The following is a 23,512-nucleotide window of genomic DNA, read 5'->3' on the forward strand; positions in this document are numbered from 1 at the left end:
TCAGGCAGCCTTTTCGAGTTCTTTTTTCCAGCCGCCGGTTGCGGCAAGGCCGTTCATGCGGGCGCGGTGCGTGAAGGCGCGCTGACCAGCAGCAACATTCTCCGGCTTGCCGCCCCATGCCTGAAGCGCTGCTGCCTGAAGAGCACGACCGTAAGAGAAGGTCAGCTGCCAGGGCATATCGTAGCCGGCATTCATGGCCGAGAGATGCGCGGTTGCTTCTTCGTCGGACTGACCGCCCGAAAGGAAGGCGATGCCCGGAACGGTTGCCGGTACGGTCGCCTTGAGGCAACGCACGGTCTTTTCTGCAACTTCCTCGACCGATGCCTTGCGGGCATTCTTGCCGTCGATGACCATGTTCGGCTTGAGGATCATGCCTTCTAGCTTGACGCGGGCGTCATAAAGCTCGGCGAAAACGGTCTTCAGAACCAGTTCGGTTACTTCATAGCAGCGGTCGATGTTGTGATCGCCCGGCTTGCCGTCCATCAGAACTTCCGGCTCGACGATTGGCACAATGCCAGCTTCCTGGCAAAGCGCTGCATAGCGCGCCAGCGCCTGTGCATTCTGCTTGATCGCGCCCCAGGTCGGAACGCCATTGGCAATGGCGATGACGCCGCGCCATTTGGCGAAACGTGCGCCGAGACCGTAATATTCGTTCAGGCGTTCGCGCAGGCCGTCCAGACCTTCGGTGATGGTTTCACCCGGGAAACCGGCCAGCGCCTTTGCGCCAGCATCGACCTTGATGCCCGGAATCGAACCCGCATTGCGGATGATCTCTGCGAGCGGCGTGCCGTCCTTGGCTTTCTGGCGGATGGTTTCATCGTAAAGGATGACGCCGGAAATGTAGTTCTTCATCGCATCGTCGGCGCGGAAGAGCATCTCGCGATAATCGCGGCGCGCATCTTCCGTGGACGTCAGATTGATCGAATCGAAGCGCTTCTTGATGGTTCCGGAGCTTTCATCAGCGGCCAGAATGCCCTTTCCGGAAGCGACCATGGCAATCGCAATATCTTCGAGACGTTCGGTCATTCGTAAAGCTCCTCTACAGGCCAGGCCGACCGGAAGTGGCTTCCGCCGGCATCGGAAATTAATGGCTCACCGCCGATAGCAGAAGTGTTCGGTAAAACAAATGGCAGCGCAACCGATTGAAACGATTGAAATTTTTTTAAACGATTTAGATTGGACAAGTTTTCTTACCGTCTGTCAGACGAGGCCCGTTCAAGGTTTTTTCGATGAGGGGTTTCATCTCGGCGACAAGACCCCATGTAACAATAACCTGCCATTCTCATCGTCAAAGCCTCCGAGGAGAAGACATGCGCGCCGCTCACCTCAGTCTGCTGTTTGCACTCGCCGCATCGGTGGCATCTGTTCCGATCCATTCCGCCTGGTCCGCCAGCATCAATGCGGGCGACCGGAAAGCCGAGGCCGAACTGCCCTTCAACGTCACAAGCGTTGCGGAGTTCAACACGCCATGGGCAATTGCCTTCCTGCCCGATGGCCGTCTGGTTGTGACCGAAAAACCCGGGAAGATGTTTATCGCCACCGAGGCGGGCAAAAAGACTGAAGTGTCCGGTGTGCCCAAGGTCGCCTATAGCGGACAAAACGGTTTGCTGGATGTGGAGCCAGCGCCAGATTTTGCGAAGACCAAGGCGCTTTATTTTACCTATAACGAGCCGGCTGAAGGCGGAAGCAGTGTTGTGCTGGCGCGGGCCATACTGGCGGAGAGCGACGGCAAGGCCGCGCTCGAAGACGTGACCACGCTGTGGAAGCAGGATGTGGTTGCCAAGGGCGGGCAGCCGGGCGGAAAGATCGCCTTCGCGCCGGACGGCAAGCACTTGTTCCTTTCGGTCGGTGAACGCATGCAGCCTGCCACCGCACAGGATGCCAAAGCCCCCATGGGCAAGATCCTGCGCATGAATCTCGATGGGTCTGTGCCGGAAGACAATCCCCATGCGAGCGAGGGTGGTATCCGCGGCCTGACCTGGACGACCGGCCACCGCAATCCCTACGGGCTGGCCTTTGCGCCGGACGGCAAGCTCTGGGAAAACGAGATGGGTCCAAGGGGCGGTGATGAATTCAATCTGATCAAGCCCGGCCTCAATTATGGCTGGCCGCTTGTTTCCAATGGCGACAATTATAGCGGCAGGCCGATCCCGCGTCATAGTACCCGACCGGAATTCGAAGCGCCGTTGCTGTACTGGACGCCGGTGATTTCACCGGGCGGTCTGGTCTTCTACAAGGGCGATATGTTCAAATCCTGGGATGGTTCGGCCCTGATTGCCGGTCTTTCATCCATGGCACTGGTGCGAGTGTCATTCGATGGTAAAGGCCAGCCCGACGAGGCGCAGCGCTTCGATATGGGCAATCGCATCCGCGATGTAACTGTTGGCCCAGACGGAGCGATCTGGGTGATCGAAGATGATAATCCCGGACGCCTTTTGAAACTGACGCCGAAATTGTGACCAAATCCAGAAATGAAAAGGCCCCGGAAACGGGGCCTTTTCATTTGTTCATACGCAACTTCCCGCGCGAAACCGCTTCGCACTTTTGCTGGAAATGCTTTACTTCTTGAGTACATCGACACCCGGAAGCGGCTTGCCTTCCATCCATTCGAGGAAAGCGCCGCCTGCTGTCGAGATATAGGTGAAGTCGTCGGCCACACCGGCATGGTTCAGCGCTGCAACCGTATCGCCGCCGCCGCCGACCGAAACAAGCTTGCCAGCCTTGGTGCGGGCCGCGACGTGTTTCGCGGTCTTGACCGTTGCCGTATCGAACGGGCGCAACTCGAATGCGCCGAGCGGGCCGTTCCAGACCAGCGTTGCCGCATCATCGATAGCCGAAGCAATCAGATCGGTCGACAATGCGCCTGCATCGAGAATCATGCCGTCGCTTGGCACAGCATCGACGCCATAGGTCTTGTTTGGCGTGTCGGCAGCAAAGTGCCAGCCCACAACCGCATCGACCGGCAGGATGATGGCGCATTTGGTCGTTTCGGCCTTGGCCATGATTTCACGCGCTGTATGGGCGAGATCATGTTCGCAGAGCGACTTGCCGACATCGTGGCCCTGAGCCGCGAGGAAGGTGTTGGCCATGCCGCCGCCGATCACCAGCGCATCGACTTTTTCGATGAGGTTCGACAGGAGGTCGAGCTTGGTCGAGACCTTGGCGCCGCCGACAATGGCGACAACCGGACGGGCCGGATTGCCGAGGCCTTTTTCCAGTGCTTCAAGTTCAGCCTGCATGGCGCGACCGGCAAAAGCGGGCAGCACATGGGCCAGACCTTCGGTCGAAGCATGGGCGCGGTGGGCAGCCGAGAAGGCGTCATTGACATAGAGATCGCCATTGGCGGCCAGCGCATTGACGAATTCGGGATCGTTCTTTTCTTCGCCCTTGTGGAAACGGGTGTTTTCCAGCAGCAGAACGTCACCGTCCTTCAGCGCGTCGACAGCGGCCTTGGCCTTGTCGCCGATGCTGTCTTCCGCGAAATGAACGCCGTGGCCGAGAACCTTGGCGAGCGGCTTCACGACATGCTTCAGCGAATTTTCGTCGGAAGCAACGCCTTTCGGGCGACCGAAATGGGCGAGCAGAATGACCTTTGCGCCCTTCTTTGACAGTTCGGCAATCGTTGGAACGATGCGCTCGATACGGGTGAGGTCGGTCACCTGTCCGTCGGCCATCGGCACGTTGAGGTCAACGCGGACCAGAACGCGTTTGGATTTGACGTCGGCATCGTCGAGAGTGCGGAAACCCATAAGTTTTCTCCCTGGCTTGTTCCGGCGCTTCGCAAAGCAACGATCTGTTTGATCGTACGGCTTAAACGGGCAGACGCTGGAAAAGGGTTGGATAATCGGTCACAAGCCCGTCTTCATCGACGGGCAGATCGGCGGTGAAAGTGCGGTCCGCCGCCGCGTAACGATAGAGTCTGCCTTCTTCCAGACAGCTGTAACGCTGACGGTCGCGCAGCGGCTGAAAACTGTCGAACGGCACATAAAGCATGTCGAGCTGAACGGTGCCGCTTTCCGGTGTCAGGCCAAGCCTGCGTATTGGCAGTGAGTTGGTGAAGGGCGTTCCTGCCAGATCGATATCGATACAACCGTCGAATTCCGGCAGAGAATCGCCGTTCATCGTGTGCCAATGGCCTTCGCCATCGGAGGAAAGTTCCAGCTTCTGGCCGGATGTTGTCTCGATAAGGAAATGAAGAACGCGCCAGGTGCTGTCGCAGTCAATGCTATAGCGGACGCCGTAAGCATCGCCGCCGCGATTGCCGATCACCACGCTTTCGGCGTGAATATTGCGGCCCGAGGGCGCAAGATTCAAATGTTCGAGCCCTTCTCCTTCCAGCGGACGCCAGCGGGCGACAGTGGGGAGAAGGGCGCGAAACATAGTCAGGCCACGAGGCTTAGATCAGCTTGCCGAGAGCGACGGCAGTGTCGCCCATACGGTTGGAGAAGCCCCATTCATTGTCGTACCACGACAGGATACGAACCATGGTGCCGTCCATGACCTTGGTCTGGTCCATATGGAAGACCGAGGAATGCGGATCGTGGTTGAAGTCGTGCGAAACCAGCGGCTCGTCCGTGTAGCCGAGGATGCCCTTGAGGCGGCCATTGGCAGCGGCGCGGATCGCGTCGTTGATTTCCTGCACGGTGGTCGAACGCTTGGCGATGAAGGTCAGGTCAACAACCGAGACATTCGGGGTCGGTACGCGGATGGCGACGCCGTCCAGCTTACCCTTCAGTTCCGGCAAAACGAGACCAACAGCCTTGGCTGCACCGGTCGAGGTCGGGATCATGGACAGGGCAGCCGCGCGGGCGCGGTAGAGATCCTTGTGCATGGTGTCCAGCGTCGGCTGGTCGCCCGTGTAGGAGTGGATCGTGGTCATGAAGCCTTTTTCGATGCCGATGGCGTCGTTGAGAACCTGTGCCACCGGTGCAAGGCAGTTGGTGGTGCAGGAGGCGTTGGAGATGACTAGATGTTCCTTGGTGAGCTTGTCGTGGTTGACGCCGTAAACGACCGTGAGGTCGGCGCCGTCAGCAGGAGCCGAAACGATGACGCGCTTTGCGCCAGCTTCGAGATGCATGGCCGCCTTGTCACGTGCTGTGAAGATGCCGGTGCATTCGAGCGCGATGTCGACGCCTTCTTCCTTCCACGGCAGTTCGGTCGGGTTGCGAACGGCATGTACCTTGATCGGACCATAGCCGACGTCGATGGTGTCGCCTGCGACCTTTACTTCCTTGGGGAAACGGCCATGGACGCTGTCATAGCGCAGAAGATGCGCATTGGTTTCCACCGGGCCGAGATCGTTGATCGCGACGACCTGAATGTCGGTGCGGCCCGATTCCACGATGGCGCGGAGAACATTGCGGCCAATGCGGCCAAAACCGTTGATTGCGACGCGGACTGCCATTTTCTGTAAATCTCCCGATAGGATACTGCACTTGCAGTGCTTCATAATTCAGCCGGTGCGGGGCATTCGGACGAATCCCGCGCGGCACTGACCGGAAACTTAAACGCCGGCGTTTTTGAGACGCCGGCGTTCAAAAATCATGCTGCGGCGTTAAGCTTCTTTTCCGCGGCTTCAGCGGCGTGTTCCGCCGTGATGCCGAAATGCTTGTAGAGATCGTTGATCTCGCCCGAAGCGCCGAAGCCCTTCATGCCGATAAACACGCCGTTTTCACCGATGAAGCGTTCCCAGCCGAGCGAGATTGCCGCTTCGATGGCAAGCTTGACCGGCGCATTGCCGATGGTTGCCTGCTTGTAGGCATCGCTCTGGCCTTCGAACAGTTCGAAGCACGGTACCGAGACAACGCGCGTGGCAATGCCCTTGCCTTCGAGAAGGTCGCGGGCCTTGAGCGCGATTTCCACTTCCGAGCCGGTGGCGAAGATCGTCACCTTGGCTTCGTCGCTGGCGGTCGCCAGTTCGTAAGCGCCGTAAGCGGAGAGGTTTTCTTCGCGATGCTCGGTGCGGACGACCGGCAGGTTCTGACGGGTCAGGGCCAGCGTGGACGGGGTCTTGGTCGAATGCAGGGCGATCTGCCAGCATTCCGCCGTTTCCACAGCGTCAGCCGGACGGAAGACATTGTGGTTCGGAATGGCGCGCAGTGCTGCCAGATGTTCAACTGGCTGATGGGTCGGGCCATCTTCACCCAGACCGATGGAATCATGCGTCATGACATAGATGACGCGAATGCCCATCAGCGAGGACAGACGCATGGCCGGACGTGCATAATCCGAGAAGGTCAGGAAGGTGCCGGAATAAGGGATCAGGCCGCCATGCAGCGTGATACCGTTCATGGCAGCCGACATGCCGAGTTCGCGGATGCCGTAATGGACATAACGGCCGCCGTAATTTTCCGGCGTGACAGCCTTGGTCTGGCTGGTCTTGGTGTTGTTCGAACCGGTAAGGTCGGCAGAGCCGCCGATGGTTTCCGGTACGATGCCGTTGATGACTTCCAGCGCCATTTCCGAAGACTTGCGGGTGGCGACCTTCGGCTTCTCAGCGGAAAGCTTCTTCTTGTATTCGACGATGGCTGCATCGAAACCGGCAGGCAGATCGCCACGCATGCGGCGTTCGAATTCCGCACGGGTTTCCGGATCGGCAGCGGCAAAGCGCTTTTCCCATTCCTGGCGCTTCTTGGCGGCGTTGAGGCCAGCCACGCGCCATGCGTCCAGAATTTCAGCCGGAACGACGAAAGGTTCTGCCGACCAGCCAAGCGACTTGCGGGTGGCTGCGATTTCGTCAGCGCCGAGCGGCGAACCATGCACCTTGTTGGTGCCGGCCTTGTTCGGTGCGCCGAAGCCGATGGTCGTCTTGCAGGCGATCAGGGTCGGCTTGTCGGAAACCTTGGCCAGTTCGATTGCCTTGGCAATGGCGTCCTGATCGTGACCGTCAACGGCCAGCGTGTTCCAGCCGGAAGCGGCGAAACGGGCAGGCTGGTTGGTGTTGTCGGCGATCGAGATCGGGCCGTCGATGGAAATATTGTTGTCGTCCCAGAAGACGATCAGCTTGCTGAGCTTCAGGTGACCGGCAAGCGCAATGGCTTCCTGGCTGATGCCTTCCATGAGGCAGCCGTCGCCGACAAGCGTATAGGTGTAGTGGTTGACGAGGCTGTCGCCGAACTGTGCGTTCAGGATGCGTTCGGAGAGCGCCATGCCGACGGCATTGGCAATGCCCTGGCCGAGCGGGCCGGTCGTCGTTTCGATGCCGGCTGCATGGCCGTATTCCGGGTGACCGGCGGTACGCGCGCCGAGCTGGCGGAAATTCTTGATTTCATCGATGGTGATGTCTTCGTAGCCCGAAAGATAGAGCAGCGAATAAAGCAGCATCGAGCCGTGACCGGCGGAAAGCACGAAACGGTCGCGATCCGGCCAATGCGGGTTCTGCGGGTCGTGCGAAAGGAAGCGGGTGTAAAGCGTCGTCGCTATGTCAGCTGCGCCCATCGGCAGGCCGGGATGGCCGGAATTGGCTTTCTCAACCGCATCCATCGAGAGGAAGCGGATCGCGTTGGCCAACTGGTTCTGTTTGTCGGAATTGCTCATGGTCTCAGCCGTCTTTCCATGGGAGGGTTTAACGGGGTTGCGGCGATGCCTTTTGGCTGAGCACGAATGGCGCCGAAAACCGTCCTCCGTTTTTCGGGTCCGTACTCCAGAAGGCACCGGGACACATAGCACCTGCGCATGAGGAGTCAATAAATGCGTGGCTTTTGGGTAATAAACTGTCTGCGACTAATCGATTGAGTTCTGTGGAAAGCGACGCGGCAATCCCTTAAATGCCATTTTTGCACCGATTAACGGTGCATGAAAGCTCATATGGACACCTCATTTGTTGCTTATCCGGCGGTCGATTATTACAATCTTTTCAAAGAGGCCTGTCCGGCAGACGCGATTCGATGCCGGTAAAAGGCGTCAGAAAGGACATGGATGGCACCCGAAGCGACCCTCAGGCACGTTTTGGAACGGCTGGAAAAAGCACTCAACACGCTCGAAGGCGCGGTTGATCTGCGGCTGGACAAGGAAGGCGATTTCGCCGAGGCCGAGGAAGAGGTGCAGCGCATGAATGCTGACCGCAGCCGTCTCGCTCAGGAACTCGACCAGTCCGAAGCCCGTGCTGAACGGCTTGAAGCTGCCAACCGCGAAGTATCGCGGCGCCTTGTCACGGCGATGGAAACCATCCGCGCCGTTCTGGATCGATAGGAGGCTATCATAGCGACCGTTACCGTAACCATCGATGGCAAGGCTTATCGCATGGCGTGCGATGAGGGGCAGGAAGAGCACCTCAGCGGACTTGCCGACCGTTTCGATCAATATGTCACGCATCTCAAATCGTCTTTCGGAGAGATCGGCGATCTGCGCCTGACTGTCATGGCCGGGATCATGGTGATGGACGAGATGGCCGAGATGCAGAAGCGCATCAATGGTCTGGAGAGCGAAGTTGAAACGCTGCGCCGCGCGCGCGATGAAGCGCTTGGCCGCGCTGACAGCAACGATGCGGCGCTGACCGGCATGCTGTCGGATGTCGCATCGCGTCTGGAACAGGTGGCGTCGCGCATCGCACCGCGCGCTGGCTCATAAGCCCCTTCTGAATTTTCTGAAAAGAATTCGTGGCGAAAGCTTGCGGACCACTGGCGCAGCCCGTCACGAGCGACTATATTCATCAGCGGCGTACTGCGCTTCCCGACAGGTGTAACAGCATCCCCGGGGCCTTATTGATCTCTAAGGGAACTGTCCCTGTGAAGGCTTGCGGGCTTTCGCATATGGTGCCCACCTACTTTGTAGGTTCCCGGGATCAATCACTACCATCGGTTGTCGTGGTCGCCGCTTTCCTTTCATCTTGCAATACTAATGCAAATTAAGTCCCCAAGACTTGATCTGCTCTGCGTATTGACCGTAAACATGCGATAACATTCAATTATTCGCATGTTCTGATGGAAACGCCCCAAGCCACGCCTCCCCATACACCTCGCCCGTTTGAGAGACTGTCGGTCGCCGTGCCGGTGGCTTTCATCTATGGCCTGATTTTATACATGCTGATCTGGTCCGGTGTGGCCGACGACGCGATGCCGTTCTTCGCCGGTCTCATGCTGCTGCCGATGGCGGTTGCGAGCCTTGCGTCCTGTCTGGCGGACCCGCGGGCCGAAAAAGACCTGTGGCGGCATGTCCGCATGGGTTGGGCCATCATCGGTGTGCTTGTCGTGGTGAGTATGGTGCTGTTTCGCGAAGCGGGCATCTGCGTCGCCATGGCCGCGCCCTTCTTCGTTGTGTTCTCGACACTGGGCTCGACATTGACCTTGTGGATCATCCGCAAGCTGCGCTCGCGCCGCTCAACGATGCTGGTGATCGCCCTGCCGCTGGTTGTTTTTCCAGCCGAGCTTCACGTCAACTATGCCCCACATGACGGGTCGGTCACGACTGTGATCGACATTGCCGCGCCGCCGGAAGTGGTGTGGAAGCAAACCGTCGAAATCCGCACTGTGCGCGCGGATGAACTGTCCTGGACGTTCAGTCACGGCGTTCTGGGCGTCCCGCAGCCGGTCGATGCGCGTATTGAAGGCGAGGGTGTTGGCGCCGTGCGTCAGTTGCAGTGGACGCGCGGGGTGAACTTTCAGGAGATCGTGACGCAGTGGGAAGAAAACCGCCTGCTGGCCTGGGATTTCCGTTTCGCGCCGGGCTCCATTCCCTCTGCCGTCGAAGCCCATATCAAGGTGAACAGCAGCTATCTGCAACTGGCCAATGGCGATTACCGGCTGGAACCTTTGCCCGATGGCCGCACCCGTCTGACGCTGACCACGCATTATCGCATTGCAACCCCGATCGACTTCTATTGCGACCTGTGGGGCAAGGTGTTTCTCAACGATTTCCATGGCGTGGTGCTGAAGGTCATCCGTGACCGGTCGGAGCGGATTGCGGAGGCTGTCTGATCCATCACTTGACGGATCGTCTCATTGCGGTTCCACTGTTATAGTCGGATTATGCAAGCGGAGAGGTTTTGGGGATGGCAGCAACGAAACCGGAAAGCAGTCAGGAAAAACAGGCGCTGCGGCGTGCCGTGCTTGCCCGTCGTGATGCGCTGGATCCGCGCTTTCAATATGAAGCATCGCTGGCCGCTGCAAAACATGGCGAAGAGGCGCTGGTCATTCCCAAGGGAACGCTGGTGGCGGGCTATTGGCCGATCCGCTCTGAAATCGATCCGCGTCCGCTTTTGTCCGTCTTGCGGGGCAAGGGCGCAAGGCTCTGCCTGCCGGTCGTGCTGGACAAGGAAACGATTGCCTTTCGCGAGTTTTTGCCCGATGCGCAGCTGGTGCAAACTGGCTTTGGCACCATGGGCCCCGATGCGCGGGCGCCGCTGGTCGACCCGGTCATCATGCTGATGCCGCTTGCCGGTTTCGACCGGCGCGGGCATCGCCTCGGTTATGGTGCTGGACATTATGATCGCGCGTTGGCGCGCTTTGCCGAGCGCGATTTGCAGCCGCTGCTTATCGGCATGGCCTATGACTGTCAGGAATTGGAGCGTGTGCCCGATGAGCCGCACGATATCGCGCTCAATCAGATACTGACGGAGAGCGGCTTGCGTTCGCTGGGCGCAGGCTTATAAGGCTCATCTCATGAGATTGCTTTTTCTTGGTGACATGGTGGGTCGGTCGGGGCGCACGGCAGTGTATGAAAAGCTGCCGGGGCTGATTTCCGATCTGAAGCTGGACTTCGTGATCGTCAACGGCGAGAACGCCGCGGGCGGTTTTGGCATTACCGAAGAGATTTTCCATGAAACGATCCGCGCTGGCGCGGATGTCGTGACAACGGGCAATCACGTCTGGGATCAGCGCGAGGCGCTCGATTTCTCCAAGCGCGAGGATCGCTTCCTGCGCCCAGCCAATTTTCCGAAAGGAACGGCAGGCAAGGGCGAGGGGCTTTACATTGCCAAGAACGGCGCCCGCGTGCTCGTCTCCAATGTCATGGGGCGCGTCTTCATGCATCCTGATCTGGATGATCCGTTCATCGCGGCGGAGAAAATCCTCGAAGCCTGCCCTCTGGGCGAGCAGGCGGATGCCGTTTTCTTCGATTTCCATGCGGAGGCAACCAGCGAGAAGCAGTGCTTCGGCCATTTCGTCGATGGTCGCGCCAGTGCTGTCGTTGGAACGCATACGCATGTGCCGACCGCCGATTGCCAGATCTTGCGCAACGGCACGGCCTATATGTCGGATGCCGGCATGTGCGGCGATTACGATTCTTCGCTCGGTATGGACAAGGAAGAGCCGCTTAACCGTTTTCTGTCCAAGGTGCCGAAAGGACGTTTCGAAGCGGCCAATGGTCCGGCAACCATCTGCGGCGTTGGTATCGAGATATCTGACCGCACTGGCCTTGCCGAAAAAGCAGCACCACTCCGCATAGGCGCACGTCTGGAAGAAACAATCCCCGAATTCTGGCGCTAGAGCGGTTCCAGCGGTGATTGAATCGTCGCAATCGCTCTAGCTGCTTGTTTTTGGCGCACATCTTATCCGAAAACCGCTTCGCACTTTTCGGGATGTGCTTTAGCCCACAATCGCAAAAGAATCGCGCACCTTGCCGGAAGCCGTTCTGACTGGGCGGTGCCCGATCCATTGCACATGACGGGCGAGAATGGCGGCGGCGTGGTCTATGTCATTCTTGCGAAGGGCATCGAGAATCGCCCGGTGATCATGATCGGTGCGGGCTTCCCATTCCGACCGCCAGGTCGCAAACAGAAACCGCGCGCTGGCCGCATGCAGGTCGTCAATGGCAGCGAGCAGACGCGGCATCCGGCAGGGTTCCAGAATGAGCCGGTGAAAGCGCCGGTTGGCGTCTTCCCAGCTGCGTACATCCCGTGACTTGTCGCCGTCGAGCGTCGCGCGTTCCGCAGCATCGAGCGTGGCGCGGGTGATGTGCGGGGCCGCGTGCCGCAAGGCCAGCACTTCAAGCGCTGCGCGCATTTCTGCCACTTCCCGAATCTCGCTGATGTCGAAGGATGCGACCCGCACGCCCCGGCGCGGCTCCGAAACGGCAAGCCCTTGCGCCTCCAGCCGCCGAAAAGCCTCACGCACCGGCACATGGCTGGTCTGGAACTCTTCGGCGATGTGATCCTGCCGCAATTTGGTGCCCGGCTCGATTTCCCCTTCGATGATGCGGTCGGCCAGAACACGGCTGATGCGGGCAGCGATGGTCTCGTTCGGGGCCTTTGGGGACGGGTCTTGCGGGCGTTGATTCATGGTTTTATCGATAAGCTGCTTTGTCGCGCCGGTCGAGCACTATTGAATTTTTTGACAGGTGCGGGCATCGATCCGCGCTTTTGCTGGACGAATGAGGCTCAATTCCTTATAACGCCGCCATTCTGCACGGAAAGCATTGTGGCCGGACTTGCGGCCCCGCCTGCGTGATACTCTCTGCGTGAGATTGTCTGTTCATGCGTAACGCTCTTCCGTGCGCGTTGATTAGAACAGAACAGGGGTGCCATGGCTGGCCATTCACAGTTTAAGAACATCATGCACCGCAAGGGCCGTCAGGACGCCGTGCGGTCGAAAATGTTTTCCAAGCTCGGACGCGAAATTACCGTCGCCGCCAAGCAGGGTCTGCCTGACCCGACGATGAATCCGCGCCTGCGTCTGGCGATCCAGAACGCCAAGGCGCAGTCGATGCCCAAGGACAACATCGAGCGCGCTATCAAGAAGGCTGCCGGCAATGACGGCGAAAACTATGATGAAGTGCGCTATGAGGGCCGCGGCCCCGGGGGCGTTTCGGTCATCGTTGAAGCACTGACCGACAACCGCAATCGCACCGCATCCAACGTCCGCGCAGCCTTCACCAAGTCTGGCGGCGCGCTGGGCGAAACCGGCTCGGTTTCCTTCATGTTCGATCGCGTTGGCGAAATCGTTTACAAGTCCTCCGTCGGCGATGCCGACAAGGTCATGGAAGCGGCCATCGAAGCTGGCGCCGAGGATGTGCAGTCCGGTGAGGAAGAGCACGTCATCATCTGCGCTTTCGAAGATATCGGCGAAGTGTCGAAGGCGCTTGAAGCAGCCCTTGGCGAAGCCGAATCGATCAAGACGATCTGGAAGCCACAGACCAATACCGAGCTGGACGAAGAAAAGGCCCGCTCCGTTCTCAAGCTTCTCAACACGCTTGAAGATGACGACGACGTGCAGAACGTCTACACCAACTTCGAAGTCAGCGACGAAGTGATGGAAAAGCTGAGCGCCTGATTTTCAACGCTCATGGATTCTCGAAACTCCCGGCCAAAACCCAAGTTTTTCCGGGAGTTTTTTTTATGCCCGCTTCCGGCAAAGAGCAGGCAATAAAAAACCCCGCCGAAGCGGGGTTCTTTGAATAGGTAACCCGGTATTAGATGCCGAGGTTGCCGAAACGGTTCTTGAACTTCGTAACGCGACCGCCGCGATCGAGCAGGGTCTGCGAACCGCCAGTCCAGGCCGGATGGGTGGTCGGGTCGATATCGAGGTTCATCGTATCGCCTTCTTTGCCCCAGGTCGAACGGGTCTGGTATTCGGTGCCATCGGTCATCACGACCTTGATGGTGTGGTAGTCGGGATGGATATTGGCTTTCATCTTCTCAATCCTGATAGTCTGGCCTGAAAGTCTGGAAGAAAAGCGCAGCCTGAATGTCAAAACTGCGGCACTTTCGCCCAATGGCATTTATGAAGACCCATCACCCGCAAGCGACGGCTTCCAAAAGGGTTGCCGAGCCTATACATCAGGCGCACGGCAATAACAAGGGCACAATCTCAAGAATGGCCGATCATAATAATCCAACTGGTGTGAATCCGGAATCGAATGCAGAAGAGGCGCGCAAGCGCCGTTCCCTCAAGCCTCTCCGGCGAATGGTTCCGTTCGTCGCCCGCTACAAGCGGCTGGTCATCGGCGCTCTTTTTTCGCTGGTTCTGGCTGCGGTCACAACGCTTGCAGTGCCTGTCGCGCTGCGCCGCATGATTGATCACGGCTTCACCGGCGCCAACGCCGTTTTCGTGAACAACTATTTCGGAATGCTGGTGCTGCTGGCGCTCGTTCTGGCTGTTGCATCGGGGCTGCGCTATTTCTTCGTGATCTCTCTGGGTGAGCGGGTCGTGGCCGATCTGCGCAATGCAGTCTTCGCGCATGTGACGGCGCTTTCACCGGAATTCTTCGACCGTTCGCAGTCCGGTGAAATCGTGTCGCGGCTTTCCGCCGATACGACGCAGATCAAGTCGGTGGTGGGCGCGACCGCGTCGGTGGCGCTGCGCAATGTCATTCTGGGCGTCGGTGCGCTGGCCATGATGGTCGTCACCAGCCCGATACTGTCCGTGCTGGTGATTGCAGCCATTCCGGTGATCGTCGTGCCGCTGATCGCTTTCGGGCGCTCTGTGCGTCGCCGTTCCCGCCTGACGCAGGACATGCTTGCCAATGCCAATGCCTATGCCAGCGAGCAGATTGGCGCGATGCGCACCTTGCAGGCCTTCACCAATGAAAACATGGTGGTCGGGCGTTTTGCCCGTGCGGTGGAAAATGCCTATCAGGCGGCGCGCTCGTCGATCAAAGCACGCGCGGTGCTGACGGCCTTCGCCATCTTCCTGATCTTTTCCAGCGTGGTGGCGGTGCTGTGGTTCGGCTCGCGCGATGTGCTGTCCGGCACCATATCGCCCGGTACGCTCGGCCAGTTCGTGCTCTATGCCGTTTTCGCGGCCAGTGCTTTTGGCGCGCTATCGGAGGTCGGCGGTGAACTGGCGCAGGCTGCCGGTGCCACAGAGCGCCTTGCCGAAATTCTTGACGAAGATCCGGACATTTCCGCTCCTCGCAATCCGGTCGCCTTGCCGGAGCCTGCGCGTGGCGAGATCGTCTTCGATGACGTTTATTTCTCCTATCCGACGCGTCCCGATGCGCCATCGCTCAATGGCGTGAGCTTTGCGGTCAAACCCGGCGAAACGGTCGCCATTGTTGGCCCGTCAGGTGCAGGAAAGAGCACGGTGTTTTCGCTGGTGATGCGTTATTACGATCCACAGTCCGGCAAGATACTGATGGATGGCGTTGCCTTGCCGGAAGCCGATCCCGCAGCCGTGCGCGGGCGCGTGGCGATGGTGCCGCAGGATGTGGCGATCTTTGCCACCTCGATCCGGGACAATATCGGGTTCGGCAGACCGGGCGCGAGCGATGCGGAAATCGAGGCTGCGGCCAAGGCTGCACTGGCGCATGATTTCATCATGGCGCTCGCCAATGGCTACGATACTGAGGTCGGTGAGCGCGGCGTGACATTGTCCGGCGGTCAGCGCCAGCGCATTGCCATTGCCCGCGCCATCCTGCGTGCTGCGCCGATCCTGTTGCTGGACGAGGCCACCTCGGCGCTCGATGCGGAAAGCGAAATGCTGGTGCAGAAGGCGCTTGATGGTCTCATGCAGGGGCGCACCACGCTGGTGGTTGCGCACCGTCTTGCAACGGTTCTGAAAGCCGACCGCATTCTCGTGCTCGACAAGGGCCGGATTGTTGAAGAAGGCACCCATCAAAGCCTTGTGGAACGCGGCGGCATCTATGCGCGTCTGGCCAAGCTGCAATTCGAGGCCGGGGCAGGGGTGTATTAATTAATCCAACGAGTTAGAGAAAAAGGGCGCTTCTGCGCCCTTTCTTTATCTCTCGGTTAGTTTCAGCTCGATACGACGGTTTCGGGCGCGTGCGTCTGGAGCATCCGAAGCTTCGAGCGGCTGGTATTCGCCGAAGCCTGCCGCAACGAGGCGGTTGGCCGGAACGCCATTGGCGATCAGGAATTTGACGACCGACGTAGCGCGGGCTGAGGAAAGCTCCCAGTTGTCGCGGAAGCGTCCCGTACCGGCGAGCGGCACATTATCTGTGTGCCCGTCCACACGCAGCACCCAGTTGATATCGTCCGGGATTTCCTTGTTCAGCTCGATAACGGCGTCGGCGAGCTTCTTCATCTCCACTTCGCCAGCCGGATTGATGTCCGACGATCCGGTCGGGAACAGCACTTCCGATTGGAAGACGAAACGGTCGCCGACAATGCGGATATTGTCCTTGTCGGAGAGAATTTCACGCAGTCTTCCGAAGAAGTCGGAGCGATAGCGGTTCAATTCCTGTACGCGCTGGGCTAGCGCCACATTGAGGCGCTTGCCGAGATCGGCAATTTTGGCGTTCGATTCGCGGTCACGGCTTTCCGATGCGTTGAGCGCATCTTCCAGTGCGGCAATCTGTCGACGCAGGGCGGAAATCTGCTGGTTCAACAGTTCCACCTGGCTGAGCGCCCGGGCGCTGACCTGCTTTTCCGCATCAAGACTATCAGACAGTTCGCCGGCGCGCTTTTCAGCGGCTGCCCCAGCACCACTGCCTTCGCTCAGCAGCGTTTGCAGGCGGGAGCGTTCGCTCTCCACGTTGGACAGCGAGGCTTGCAGATTGGCGATGGTGTCCTGCATGTCCTGCGAATTGCTCTTCTCCAGCGACAAAAGCTGCGTCAGCTCCTGAATCTGGCTGTTCAGGCGGGCCAGCACGCTGTCCTTGTTGTTCACCTCTCGGCTGAGCAGAAACTGCGCCAGCACGAAAACCGTGAGCAGAAACATGATCGCCAGAAGCAGCGTGGTCAGCGCATCGACGAAGCCGGGCCAGTAGTCGACATGCCTTTGCTGGCGGCGGTTGCGGGCAAGAGCCATGGGGCTTACTCCGCCTTGTCGCTTGGATGGGAATCGGTTCGGTCAGATTTGCGCTCATGTGGTGGCGTACCAATCGCCTTGGATAGCCGGTCGAGCGTCTGGCGAATGGCCTTCTGCTCGTCAGCCTGCTTTTCAACCCAGTCGCGCATGATCTGCTGTTCGCTGCGCATGCTTTTCACCAGCCCCTGAATGCCTTCGGCCAGATTGGCAAGGGCTGCGGTCGTCCGCTGGGTTGAGGCGTCGCCGCCTTGCGTTTTCAGACGGTCGGCCAGCGCATGCAGTTCGCCTGCCTGTCCGTTTTCGGCGTTGAGGTCGGAGCCTAGATCGGTAACGGAGGAAAGCCAGTTTTCCAGCTCGGTATAAAAGCGGTTCTGCGCACGACCTGCCTGCAGGTCGAGGAAGCCCAGAATGAGCGAGCCAGACAGACCGAACAGCGAGGACGAGAAGGCGGTGCCCATGCCGGACAGTGGCGCCTGCAATCCGGCCTTCAGCGCATCCAGAACATCGCCCGTGCTACCGGAGCTTGGGTCCAGTGTCTGGATAGTGCGCCCGATGGAGCCAACCGTTTCAAGCAGGCCCCAGAACGTGCCAAGCAGGCCGAGGAAAACCAGAAGTCCGATGAGATAGCGCGAGATGTCGCGGCTTTCATCGAGGCGGGTGGCGATGGAATCGAGGATTGAGCGCATAGACGAGGTCGACAGCGCCATGGACTGGCGACGCCCGATCAGCGCGCGCATCGGCGCAAGCAGAACCGGCGGGCGGGTGGTGCCGTCGCGGTCACCATCGCGGAAGGAGTTGACCCAGCGGATCTCCGGCAGAAGGCGCAGAACCTGTCCGAAAGCCAGCAAGATACCGACCAGCAAAACGCCGAGAATGAGGCCGTTGAGGCCGGGATTGGTGACGAAGAATGTATGGATCTGCCGCATCAGAACCGCTGCCAGAAAGGCAACGATGATCAGGAAAATCACCATGGATAATATAACAATACGCGGGCTGCTCAGGCGATAGGGGTCATAATCGCGTCCCTCATCCAGACGTGTTCTCGTTTCCCTAAAGTCACTCATGCGCTCCGCTCCATCGTCGGCTGTTTGATGCGGAGCCTACTTCATAATTATGTGAAGCGGAATCGTCTGAGCAGGAAAAAATGAGCTGTAAAAAACTTCAGCGCGCCAAGGGCGCGCTGAAGGCAGTTTGTGGGAGAAGGAGGGCGATCCGGATCAGATCGGCTTCTTCAGCGTCTTGAGAAGCGCGCCCTGAATGGCTTCGTTACCAGCAACAATGTTCTTCTTGTCGAACATGTCCTGTCCGCCGTCCTTGTCGGAGACGAAACCACCGGCTTCCCGCACCATCAGAATGCCCGCGCCGATATCCCATGGGCTGAGGCCATCTTCCCAGAAACCATCCAGGCGACCGGCAGCGACATAAGCGAGGTCGAGCGCAGCAGCGCCCATGCGGCGCACACCGGCCGTTTCAGCCATGACATTGCGCAGTTCAACCAGATAATGGCCGTGATGACCGCGGCCCAGATGCGGGATGCCGGTGCCGATCACTGTATCGACCAGCTTGTTACGGGCTGCAACGCGCAGACGGCGATCGTTGAGGAATGCGCCGCCGCCGCGTTCAGCGGTGTAAAGCTCGTCCATGGCCGGATTGTAGATGACGCCAGCCACAATCTGTCCCTGACGCTCAAGAGCGATAGAGACTGCGAAAACCGGGATGCCGTGCAGGAAATTTGTCGTGCCGTCGAGCGGATCAATCAGCCAGCGATGCTGTCCGTCCTTGGCTTCCACCTCGCCGGATTCTTCCATCAGGAAGCCGAAATCCGGGCGGGCGCGGCTCAATTCCGTATAGATGATCTGTTCCGCTTTGCGGTCGGCCTGGCTGACATAGTCGCCGGGGCCCTTGAGGGATACCTGAAGATTCTGGACTTCGCCGAAGTCGCGGGCAAGGTTACGACCAGCTTTCATAGCGGCCTGTACCATAACGTTAAGAAGGGCTGAGCGGGCCATTTCTTTATCCTTTTTGGCATGATCCCACGGCCATTGATAAGGCGTGGATATGAGCGTGGACCATGCAGTTAAACAGATCCTTGAAATCCGGCCCATGTGCCAAACACATGCGAGCGCACAGACTTTCGAGGAATTGAGCAATCTGAGAAAGAACAGTCGCGGTTCAATCGCGACAAGCTGCGATGCCCGTGAGGGCATCGCAAAAGTTCGGCGCTGGATTAAGCGCGGCTGACGTAGGTCAGTTCGTTGGTGTCGACGATCACGCGTTCACCGGAAGCGATGAATGGCGGAACGAGGATACGGATGCCGTTTTCAAGCACGGCAGGCTTGTAGGACGAAGCAGCAGTCTGGCCCTTGACGACCGGATCGGCTTCGGTGATCGTCAGCGTGACCTGATCCGGAAGACGAATGCCGATTGGCTTGTCTTCGTAGAGTTCAACTGTGACCATCATGCCGTCCTGAAGGAAGGCAGCGCGGTCGCCCACGAAATCCTTCTGGAGTTCGAGCTGTTCGTAGGATTCCGTGTCCATGAAAATCAGCGCTTCGCCCTGTTCATAGAGGAACGAGAAGTCCTTCTGCTCGAGGCGCACGCGCTCGACGGTTTCAGCAGCACGGAAACGCTCGTTGAGCTTGGTGCCATTGATGAGGTTCTTCAGTTCGACCTGATTGTAGGCGCCGCCCTTGCCGGGCTTGACGGCGTTGGTCTTGACGGCAACCCAGAGCCCGCCGTCATGTTCGATGACGTTGCCGGGACGGATTTCGTTACCATTGATCTTCATGAGCTTGATCCGGAATGAATTGAAACCAATTGCGGTCCGGCGCATGACGACAGAAAGGCAACCGCCCGCTCTGTTACGGGGATTGCGTCAGCGTCTTATACTCGAACCACGATAATCGGCGTCTCCAAGACCACAAAACGGCGCTTTGTGCAAGCCTGAGCACGAAAAGAGAATCTTTTGGAGACGTAGAATCGTCAGAATTGCTAGCGCACGCGCAGATCGTTAGCCGTCTGAATGGCTTGTTTGATCTGATCATCGGCCAGTCCGTCCATCAGGTCGTTGAGGTCCGGAGAGCGAAAACCGGCGCGCTGCGCAATGATATACCATGCCGCAGCCTTCACCGTATCGCCGTCGGTGCCGATCCCGTCGCGATAAAGGCGAGCGAGCCAGACCTGCGCCATGACCATGCCGCGTCCGGCGGCAAGCTGCATCCAGCGGAAGCCCTGTTCATAATCCTTGTCGCCGCCGCGGCCTTCCACCAGCCAGCGTCCGAGATCAAACTGGGCCGTATCATAGCCCTTGCGGGCTGCAAGGATCAGATAGACGCGCGCCTTCTTGTCGTCGCGAGCGATCTTTTCGGTACCATTGGCATAGATCTGGCTTATCGCATATTGAGCATCGGCCAGCTTGGCGTCAGCTGCCTTTTCAAACCAGGGGAAGGCAAGGTCGAGGCCGGGCTTGCCGGGATGCTTCACCATCAGCATCTGGCCCCAGTTGAACTGCGCCATGGCATTGCCGCCTTCTGCCGCCTTCTGCATCAGGGCTTCGGCCTTGGCCTGATCCTTTTTGACAAAAGTGCCCTGAAGTAGCAGGGCCGCATAACGGAACTGCGCTTCGGTGATACCGTTATCGGCAGCTTTGCCATACCACTCGGCTGCAAGTTTCTGATCCGCAGGAATGCCCATGCCGCGTGCATATATTTCAGCGATCAGCGCCTGCGATGCCGGATCGCCTTTTTCGGCCTGCGGTTTCGCGAGATTGAATGCGGTCAGGTAAAGTCCGCGCTGAAAAGCGCCGAAGGCCTCGTCGGCAGGCTTGTCACCGAACCGGCTGAGATCAATGGGCGGCATCGGTGCGGTTGTCGCAGGCTGCGGCAGCATCACCGGCTGCTTGGCAGGCTTGTCGCTCTTCTTGTCCTTGTGGGTGCCCTTGGCGCTGTCGCTCTGGCTTTTCGCTGGCTCGCCAGCGGCGACCGCCGGCAGGGCAGGCAGCGCGAATGTCAAAGCGGCAGCGAGAAGAAGTTTGCTCTTCATGGGCATCAACAAGACCTTGGGAACCAAATCTGGAGGATTAGTTTTCAAAACGCGGCGCGTGTTCATCGAGCAGCCGGTTTGCTTCCGCAACGGCTTTCGCCGGATCTTCCGCGTCAAATACGGCACGACCGAGCGCCACGAAATCCGCGCCGGTTTCGGCTGCGGGGATGATGCTTTCGAGCGTGTTTCCAGCCTGCGCGATGGAGGGAATTTCGACCATCTGCGCCCACCATTCAGCAAGTGCCAGATTACGCGGATGCGCATCCGGTTTGTTGTCCGCGCCGACTTTGCCGAAGAAGATATAGTCCGGCTGCAATTCGCCGATTTCCATCGCGCCATGGCGGTCGCGCAGATTGCCGGTGCCAACAATCATCTTCGGTGTGTGCTTTTCGATGGCGTCGGCGAGTTCAGCCGCCTTGCCTTCGATATGCACGCCATCGGCGCCGACGCGGCCAGCAATGCGCGTATCGTTCAAAATAAGCGCGGCTGCACCCTTTTCCTGAATGATCGGCACGGCCTTTGCGGCGACGGCCTGAAAGGTTGCTTCATCCAGATCGCCAGTGTCGAGAATCACGCTAGCAACATCACCGCCGGAAAGCGCTTCCGTCAAAAGCCTGGCCAAAACCGCGCTATCGGCAATCGGCGGGGCGACCAGCACGATGCGGCAGCGTTCGGGTTCGGTTTTGGGAGCGGACTTGTTCATGGGGCGAAGCCTAACGAGAAAAACATGATGGAATTCGGGCAAGAGTGAAGTTCTGTTTATCCGAAACGGAAGCCGCGCTCTATCTAATTGTTTTGACGCAGATATGCGTCAGGCTAATTGTTCCGGCGCATTTATGCGATCCGACGGACAGACGGCAAGTCTTGTCTTACTTGCGGGCTGTTAAGCCTCCGGTTCATCGCCCGGTATGGCATTATGTTATCCACTGGAACGAAAGTTGATCGGAACCAACCCCGTTCTGCCGGGATTATTGCGTATATAGGTCCCATCAAACGTCGGGCAATGAACGCCCCGATGAAGCATGTGGCTTTTATCCGATCTCCCATTCGGAGAGCTGCAACTGAGAGATTGGAGAGTGTCGCGGTCCCAAGCGCCGGTGCTTTCCAGCAGAGACAGACAGGCTGGTAAATGACGATTGCGACCGCTAGAGAAGCGATGCCCGCGCAGAACGTGAAAGTGCGCGACACGCGCATTGACGTGTTCCGTGCGCTCGCCCTGTTGACCATTTTCATCAACCACGTGCCGGGCACCATCTACGAGCATTTCACGCATAAGAACCTCGGTTTTTCCGATTCGGCCGAAGCTTTCGTGCTGATTTCCGGCATGGCTGTGGCATTGGCCTATGGCAGCAAGTTCGGCCCGGGCAACCGTCTTCTTCTGACATTGAAGATGTGGCGTCGCGCAGGCGTGCTTTATACCACCCATATCATGACGACCATGGCGACAATTGCCATCTTCGCTTCCGCTGCGATCTTCCTGAAGCGTTCCGAACTGCTCAAGGAAATCAATATCGAGCCGCTGCTCAAGCATCCGGTGGAATCGCTGTTTGGTCTCGTCACACTTGGCCATCAGCTCGGCTATAACAACATCCTGTCCATGTATGCCGTCATGCTGGTCCTGACGCCGCTCCTGCTTTTGCTGGCGCGCATCAGCCTGCCGCTGATGCTGGGCGTTTCAGGGATGGTCTGGTTCCTGTCCGGTCTTTATCAGGTCGCACCGATCAATTATCCGACGGAGGGCGTCTGGTTCCTGAACCCGCTTTCCTGGCAGTTCCTGTTTGCCATTGGCATTGCAGGTGTGATGCATGTGCGCCGTGGCGGCCAGCTGCCGACGCATCCGGCCCTGATCGGCCTTGCGGTAGGCTATCTGGTGCTGGCGCTGGCCTGGGTCCGCATTCCGCTCTGGGGCATTGACGCCTCGATGGGCATGCCGATGGTCATCACGGGCTTCGACAAGACCTTCCTGTCGGGTCCGCGTCTCCTGCACATTCTGGCTATGGCCTATCTCATTGCCGTGGTGCCGACGCTGAATAATATCGCCCGCACTGCGCCGGATAATCCGCTGGCGATCCTCGGCAAGCATTCGTTGCCGGTGTTCATCGCAGGCACGCTGCTTGCCATGGTGGCGCAGGTCATGAAGCTGGTGAATCCGGGCGGTCTTCCCTATGACACGCTGCTGATTGCAACCGGTATCGTGGTGCAGTTCGCGCTGGCCTATTATCTGGAGTGGTTGCCGACCATTGGCTGGGGCAAACAGGGCGCAGTCAAGCCTGCCGTCCCTGCCGCCGAGCCGGTCAAGGTTCAAGCGGCGACGAAACCCCAGCCTGCCATGCAGCGCTATTGACAATGAGCCGCCTTCGGGCGGCTTTTTTCTTTCTGTGCGGCCTGGGCCTGCTGGTATTTTCCACAGGGTGAGGCCGAAATTAACCATTCATTAATCTTAAGAGGGTTTAATCATTTACATCCAGTTCGGCTGGATTCTTACCGAGTGGTTTAGCCACTCTGTTTGACGCCTCCCTGTTAAACTCCTGAGAGCCGCCATCGCGGCTCTTTTTTTGTGCCTGCAAGGCTTTAACCTCACTAGTCACTGGCGTTTTGAACGCATGAGGGGAACCGGAAACCGGTTCGACCCGTTTTGCTTGCAGGGACAGTTAACCACCCCTTGAAAATGTTAACCGAACGTTAAACATAATCTTGCGCGACCGTGCATGAAGGTGCAGTTTATCGTGGACTTGTTTGATGTGACTGTTCCGTCCGAACGTCTCGCGTGGTCGAACGGCGGTTCAGTAATTTTCAGTCGCGTTCATCCTCCAGTGGATGCGATCAAC

Annotated in this window: 22 protein-coding genes and 1 other RNA gene; 10 read left to right on the forward strand and 13 right to left on the reverse strand. The window is 58.6% G+C overall.

From position 1 onward, the window contains the following. The gene (locus ACTJKP_RS06390) at positions 1–1,026 is read right to left on the reverse strand and encodes a class I fructose-bisphosphate aldolase (protein WP_138786417.1); all 1,026 of its coding nucleotides are present in this window, start codon (positions 1,024–1,026) and stop codon (positions 1–3) included. Positions 1,027–1,310: 284 nt separating this feature from the next. On the opposite strand from ACTJKP_RS06390, the gene ACTJKP_RS06395 reads away from it, so the two are divergent. After that, on the forward strand, positions 1,311–2,459 hold the full coding sequence (locus tag ACTJKP_RS06395) for a PQQ-dependent sugar dehydrogenase (protein WP_440630058.1): 1,149 nt from the start codon (positions 1,311–1,313) through the stop codon (positions 2,457–2,459). Between the two features lie 99 nt (positions 2,460–2,558). Here the strand turns inward: ACTJKP_RS06395 and ACTJKP_RS06400 are convergent, their stop codons facing one another. From ACTJKP_RS06400 to tkt, 4 genes are all read right to left on the reverse strand, one after another. Continuing rightward, positions 2,559–3,749, reverse strand: a complete 1,191-nt coding sequence (locus ACTJKP_RS06400) for a phosphoglycerate kinase (RefSeq protein ID WP_440630059.1) — start codon at positions 3,747–3,749, stop codon at positions 2,559–2,561. Positions 3,750–3,810: 61 nt separating this feature from the next. Continuing rightward, complete coding sequence (locus tag ACTJKP_RS06405; protein WP_440630060.1) at positions 3,811–4,380, reverse strand: putative glycolipid-binding domain-containing protein; 570 nt, start codon at positions 4,378–4,380, stop codon at positions 3,811–3,813. A gap of 16 nt (positions 4,381–4,396) precedes the next feature. Further along, positions 4,397–5,404, reverse strand: coding sequence for a type I glyceraldehyde-3-phosphate dehydrogenase (gene gap / locus ACTJKP_RS06410; RefSeq protein ID WP_440630061.1), 1,008 nt, complete (start codon positions 5,402–5,404; stop codon positions 4,397–4,399). A 137-nt stretch (positions 5,405–5,541) separates the two neighbouring features. Then, on the reverse strand, positions 5,542–7,536 hold the full coding sequence (tkt, locus tag ACTJKP_RS06415; RefSeq protein WP_151590124.1) for a transketolase: 1,995 nt from the start codon (positions 7,534–7,536) through the stop codon (positions 5,542–5,544). A gap of 381 nt (positions 7,537–7,917) precedes the next feature. Here tkt and ACTJKP_RS06420 point away from each other — a divergent pair, with 381 nt between their 5' ends. The 6 genes from ACTJKP_RS06420 (at position 7,918) to ACTJKP_RS06445 (ending at position 11,423) form a co-directional block, all read left to right on the forward strand. Continuing rightward, complete coding sequence (locus ACTJKP_RS06420) at positions 7,918–8,190, forward strand: DUF4164 domain-containing protein (RefSeq protein WP_078339498.1); 273 nt, start codon at positions 7,918–7,920, stop codon at positions 8,188–8,190. 9 nt (positions 8,191–8,199) lie between these two features. Continuing rightward, positions 8,200–8,568, forward strand: coding sequence for a cell division protein ZapA (locus tag ACTJKP_RS06425; protein WP_078339497.1), 369 nt, complete (start codon positions 8,200–8,202; stop codon positions 8,566–8,568). Positions 8,569–8,655: 87 nt separating this feature from the next. Next, positions 8,656–8,814, forward strand: a non-coding RNA gene (gene ssrS, locus ACTJKP_RS06430) — 6S RNA. Between the two features lie 107 nt (positions 8,815–8,921). Next, a complete protein-coding gene (locus tag ACTJKP_RS06435) occupies positions 8,922–9,914 on the forward strand; it encodes an SRPBCC family protein (protein WP_440630062.1) in 993 nt (330 codons plus the stop codon). A gap of 74 nt (positions 9,915–9,988) precedes the next feature. Then, positions 9,989–10,588, forward strand: a complete 600-nt coding sequence (locus tag ACTJKP_RS06440; protein WP_138786410.1) for a 5-formyltetrahydrofolate cyclo-ligase — start codon at positions 9,989–9,991, stop codon at positions 10,586–10,588. 10 nt (positions 10,589–10,598) lie between these two features. After that, complete coding sequence (locus ACTJKP_RS06445; RefSeq protein WP_078339494.1) at positions 10,599–11,423, forward strand: TIGR00282 family metallophosphoesterase; 825 nt, start codon at positions 10,599–10,601, stop codon at positions 11,421–11,423. A gap of 99 nt (positions 11,424–11,522) precedes the next feature. On the opposite strand, the gene ACTJKP_RS06450 is transcribed toward ACTJKP_RS06445, so the two are convergent. Beyond that, positions 11,523–12,215 carry a GntR family transcriptional regulator gene (locus ACTJKP_RS06450; RefSeq protein ID WP_078339493.1) on the reverse strand — a complete coding sequence of 231 codons (693 nt, stop codon included), beginning with the start codon at positions 12,213–12,215 and terminating at the stop codon, positions 11,523–11,525. Positions 12,216–12,458: 243 nt separating this feature from the next. On the opposite strand from ACTJKP_RS06450, the gene ACTJKP_RS06455 reads away from it, so the two are divergent. Next, on the forward strand, positions 12,459–13,205 hold the full coding sequence (locus ACTJKP_RS06455; RefSeq protein WP_078339492.1) for a YebC/PmpR family DNA-binding transcriptional regulator: 747 nt from the start codon (positions 12,459–12,461) through the stop codon (positions 13,203–13,205). Positions 13,206–13,344: 139 nt separating this feature from the next. Here the strand turns inward: ACTJKP_RS06455 and rpmE are convergent, their stop codons facing one another. Beyond that, entirely contained in the window at positions 13,345–13,566 is a 222-nt protein-coding gene (gene rpmE, locus ACTJKP_RS06460) for a 50S ribosomal protein L31 (protein ID WP_078339491.1), read from the reverse strand. An 80-nt stretch (positions 13,567–13,646) separates the two neighbouring features. On the opposite strand from rpmE, the gene ACTJKP_RS06465 reads away from it, so the two are divergent. Further along, the gene (locus ACTJKP_RS06465) at positions 13,647–15,566 is read left to right on the forward strand and encodes an ABC transporter transmembrane domain-containing protein (protein ID WP_440630063.1); all 1,920 of its coding nucleotides are present in this window, start codon (positions 13,647–13,649) and stop codon (positions 15,564–15,566) included. 45 nt (positions 15,567–15,611) lie between these two features. Here ACTJKP_RS06465 and ACTJKP_RS06470 read toward each other — a convergent pair whose 3' ends face one another. From ACTJKP_RS06470 to ACTJKP_RS06495, 6 genes are all read right to left on the reverse strand, one after another. Next, the gene (locus ACTJKP_RS06470; RefSeq protein ID WP_078339489.1) at positions 15,612–16,643 is read right to left on the reverse strand and encodes a peptidoglycan -binding protein; all 1,032 of its coding nucleotides are present in this window, start codon (positions 16,641–16,643) and stop codon (positions 15,612–15,614) included. A 5-nt stretch (positions 16,644–16,648) separates the two neighbouring features. Next, positions 16,649–17,707 carry a MotA/TolQ/ExbB proton channel family protein gene (locus ACTJKP_RS06475; RefSeq protein ID WP_078339488.1) on the reverse strand — a complete coding sequence of 353 codons (1,059 nt, stop codon included), beginning with the start codon at positions 17,705–17,707 and terminating at the stop codon, positions 16,649–16,651. A gap of 153 nt (positions 17,708–17,860) precedes the next feature. After that, a complete protein-coding gene (locus tag ACTJKP_RS06480; protein WP_078339487.1) occupies positions 17,861–18,652 on the reverse strand; it encodes an inositol monophosphatase family protein in 792 nt (263 codons plus the stop codon). A gap of 218 nt (positions 18,653–18,870) precedes the next feature. After that, positions 18,871–19,431 (reverse strand): elongation factor P, encoded by a 561-nt coding sequence (gene efp / locus ACTJKP_RS06485; protein ID WP_440630064.1) that lies wholly within the window; start codon positions 19,429–19,431, stop codon positions 18,871–18,873. 203 nt (positions 19,432–19,634) lie between these two features. Then, on the reverse strand, positions 19,635–20,684 hold the full coding sequence (locus tag ACTJKP_RS06490) for a tetratricopeptide repeat protein (protein ID WP_440630065.1): 1,050 nt from the start codon (positions 20,682–20,684) through the stop codon (positions 19,635–19,637). A 37-nt stretch (positions 20,685–20,721) separates the two neighbouring features. Beyond that, positions 20,722–21,387, reverse strand: coding sequence for a thiamine phosphate synthase (locus tag ACTJKP_RS06495; RefSeq protein ID WP_078339486.1), 666 nt, complete (start codon positions 21,385–21,387; stop codon positions 20,722–20,724). A 453-nt stretch (positions 21,388–21,840) separates the two neighbouring features. Between ACTJKP_RS06495 and ACTJKP_RS06500 the strand changes: the two genes are divergently transcribed. Continuing rightward, positions 21,841–23,028 carry an OpgC family protein gene (locus ACTJKP_RS06500; protein ID WP_440630141.1) on the forward strand — a complete coding sequence of 396 codons (1,188 nt, stop codon included), beginning with the start codon at positions 21,841–21,843 and terminating at the stop codon, positions 23,026–23,028. Positions 23,029–23,512 lie beyond the last annotated feature (484 nt).

Origin of the sequence: Brucella sp. 22210 (assembly GCF_052045675.1) — a bacterium.
In the GTDB taxonomy this organism is placed as follows: domain Bacteria; phylum Pseudomonadota; class Alphaproteobacteria; order Rhizobiales; family Rhizobiaceae; genus Brucella.

Coding starts and splice junctions, on each gene's coding strand:
- ACTJKP_RS06390 (WP_138786417.1), bottom strand. CDS start 1,026: ATGACCGAACGTCTCGAAGATATTGCGATTGCCATGGTCGCTTCCGGA.
- ACTJKP_RS06395 (WP_440630058.1), top strand. CDS start 1,311: ATGCGCGCCGCTCACCTCAGTCTGCTGTTTGCACTCGCCGCATCGGTG.
- ACTJKP_RS06400 (WP_440630059.1), bottom strand. CDS start 3,749: ATGGGTTTCCGCACTCTCGACGATGCCGACGTCAAATCCAAACGCGTT.
- ACTJKP_RS06405 (WP_440630060.1), bottom strand. CDS start 4,380: ATGTTTCGCGCCCTTCTCCCCACTGTCGCCCGCTGGCGTCCGCTGGAA.
- gap (WP_440630061.1), bottom strand. CDS start 5,404: ATGGCAGTCCGCGTCGCAATCAACGGTTTTGGCCGCATTGGCCGCAAT.
- tkt (WP_151590124.1), bottom strand. CDS start 7,536: ATGAGCAATTCCGACAAACAGAACCAGTTGGCCAACGCGATCCGCTTC.
- ACTJKP_RS06420 (WP_078339498.1), top strand. CDS start 7,918: ATGGCACCCGAAGCGACCCTCAGGCACGTTTTGGAACGGCTGGAAAAA.
- ACTJKP_RS06435 (WP_440630062.1), top strand. CDS start 8,922: ATGGAAACGCCCCAAGCCACGCCTCCCCATACACCTCGCCCGTTTGAG.
- ACTJKP_RS06440 (WP_138786410.1), top strand. CDS start 9,989: ATGGCAGCAACGAAACCGGAAAGCAGTCAGGAAAAACAGGCGCTGCGG.
- ACTJKP_RS06445 (WP_078339494.1), top strand. CDS start 10,599: ATGAGATTGCTTTTTCTTGGTGACATGGTGGGTCGGTCGGGGCGCACG.
- ACTJKP_RS06450 (WP_078339493.1), bottom strand. CDS start 12,215: ATGAATCAACGCCCGCAAGACCCGTCCCCAAAGGCCCCGAACGAGACC.
- ACTJKP_RS06455 (WP_078339492.1), top strand. CDS start 12,459: ATGGCTGGCCATTCACAGTTTAAGAACATCATGCACCGCAAGGGCCGT.
- rpmE (WP_078339491.1), bottom strand. CDS start 13,566: ATGAAAGCCAATATCCATCCCGACTACCACACCATCAAGGTCGTGATG.
- ACTJKP_RS06465 (WP_440630063.1), top strand. CDS start 13,647: ATGGCATTTATGAAGACCCATCACCCGCAAGCGACGGCTTCCAAAAGG.
- ACTJKP_RS06470 (WP_078339489.1), bottom strand. CDS start 16,643: ATGGCTCTTGCCCGCAACCGCCGCCAGCAAAGGCATGTCGACTACTGG.
- ACTJKP_RS06475 (WP_078339488.1), bottom strand. CDS start 17,707: ATGAGTGACTTTAGGGAAACGAGAACACGTCTGGATGAGGGACGCGAT.
- ACTJKP_RS06480 (WP_078339487.1), bottom strand. CDS start 18,652: ATGGCCCGCTCAGCCCTTCTTAACGTTATGGTACAGGCCGCTATGAAA.
- efp (WP_440630064.1), bottom strand. CDS start 19,431: ATGAAGATCAATGGTAACGAAATCCGTCCCGGCAACGTCATCGAACAT.
- ACTJKP_RS06490 (WP_440630065.1), bottom strand. CDS start 20,684: ATGAAGAGCAAACTTCTTCTCGCTGCCGCTTTGACATTCGCGCTGCCT.
- ACTJKP_RS06495 (WP_078339486.1), bottom strand. CDS start 21,387: ATGAACAAGTCCGCTCCCAAAACCGAACCCGAACGCTGCCGCATCGTG.
- ACTJKP_RS06500 (WP_440630141.1), top strand. CDS start 21,841: ATGCCCGCGCAGAACGTGAAAGTGCGCGACACGCGCATTGACGTGTTC.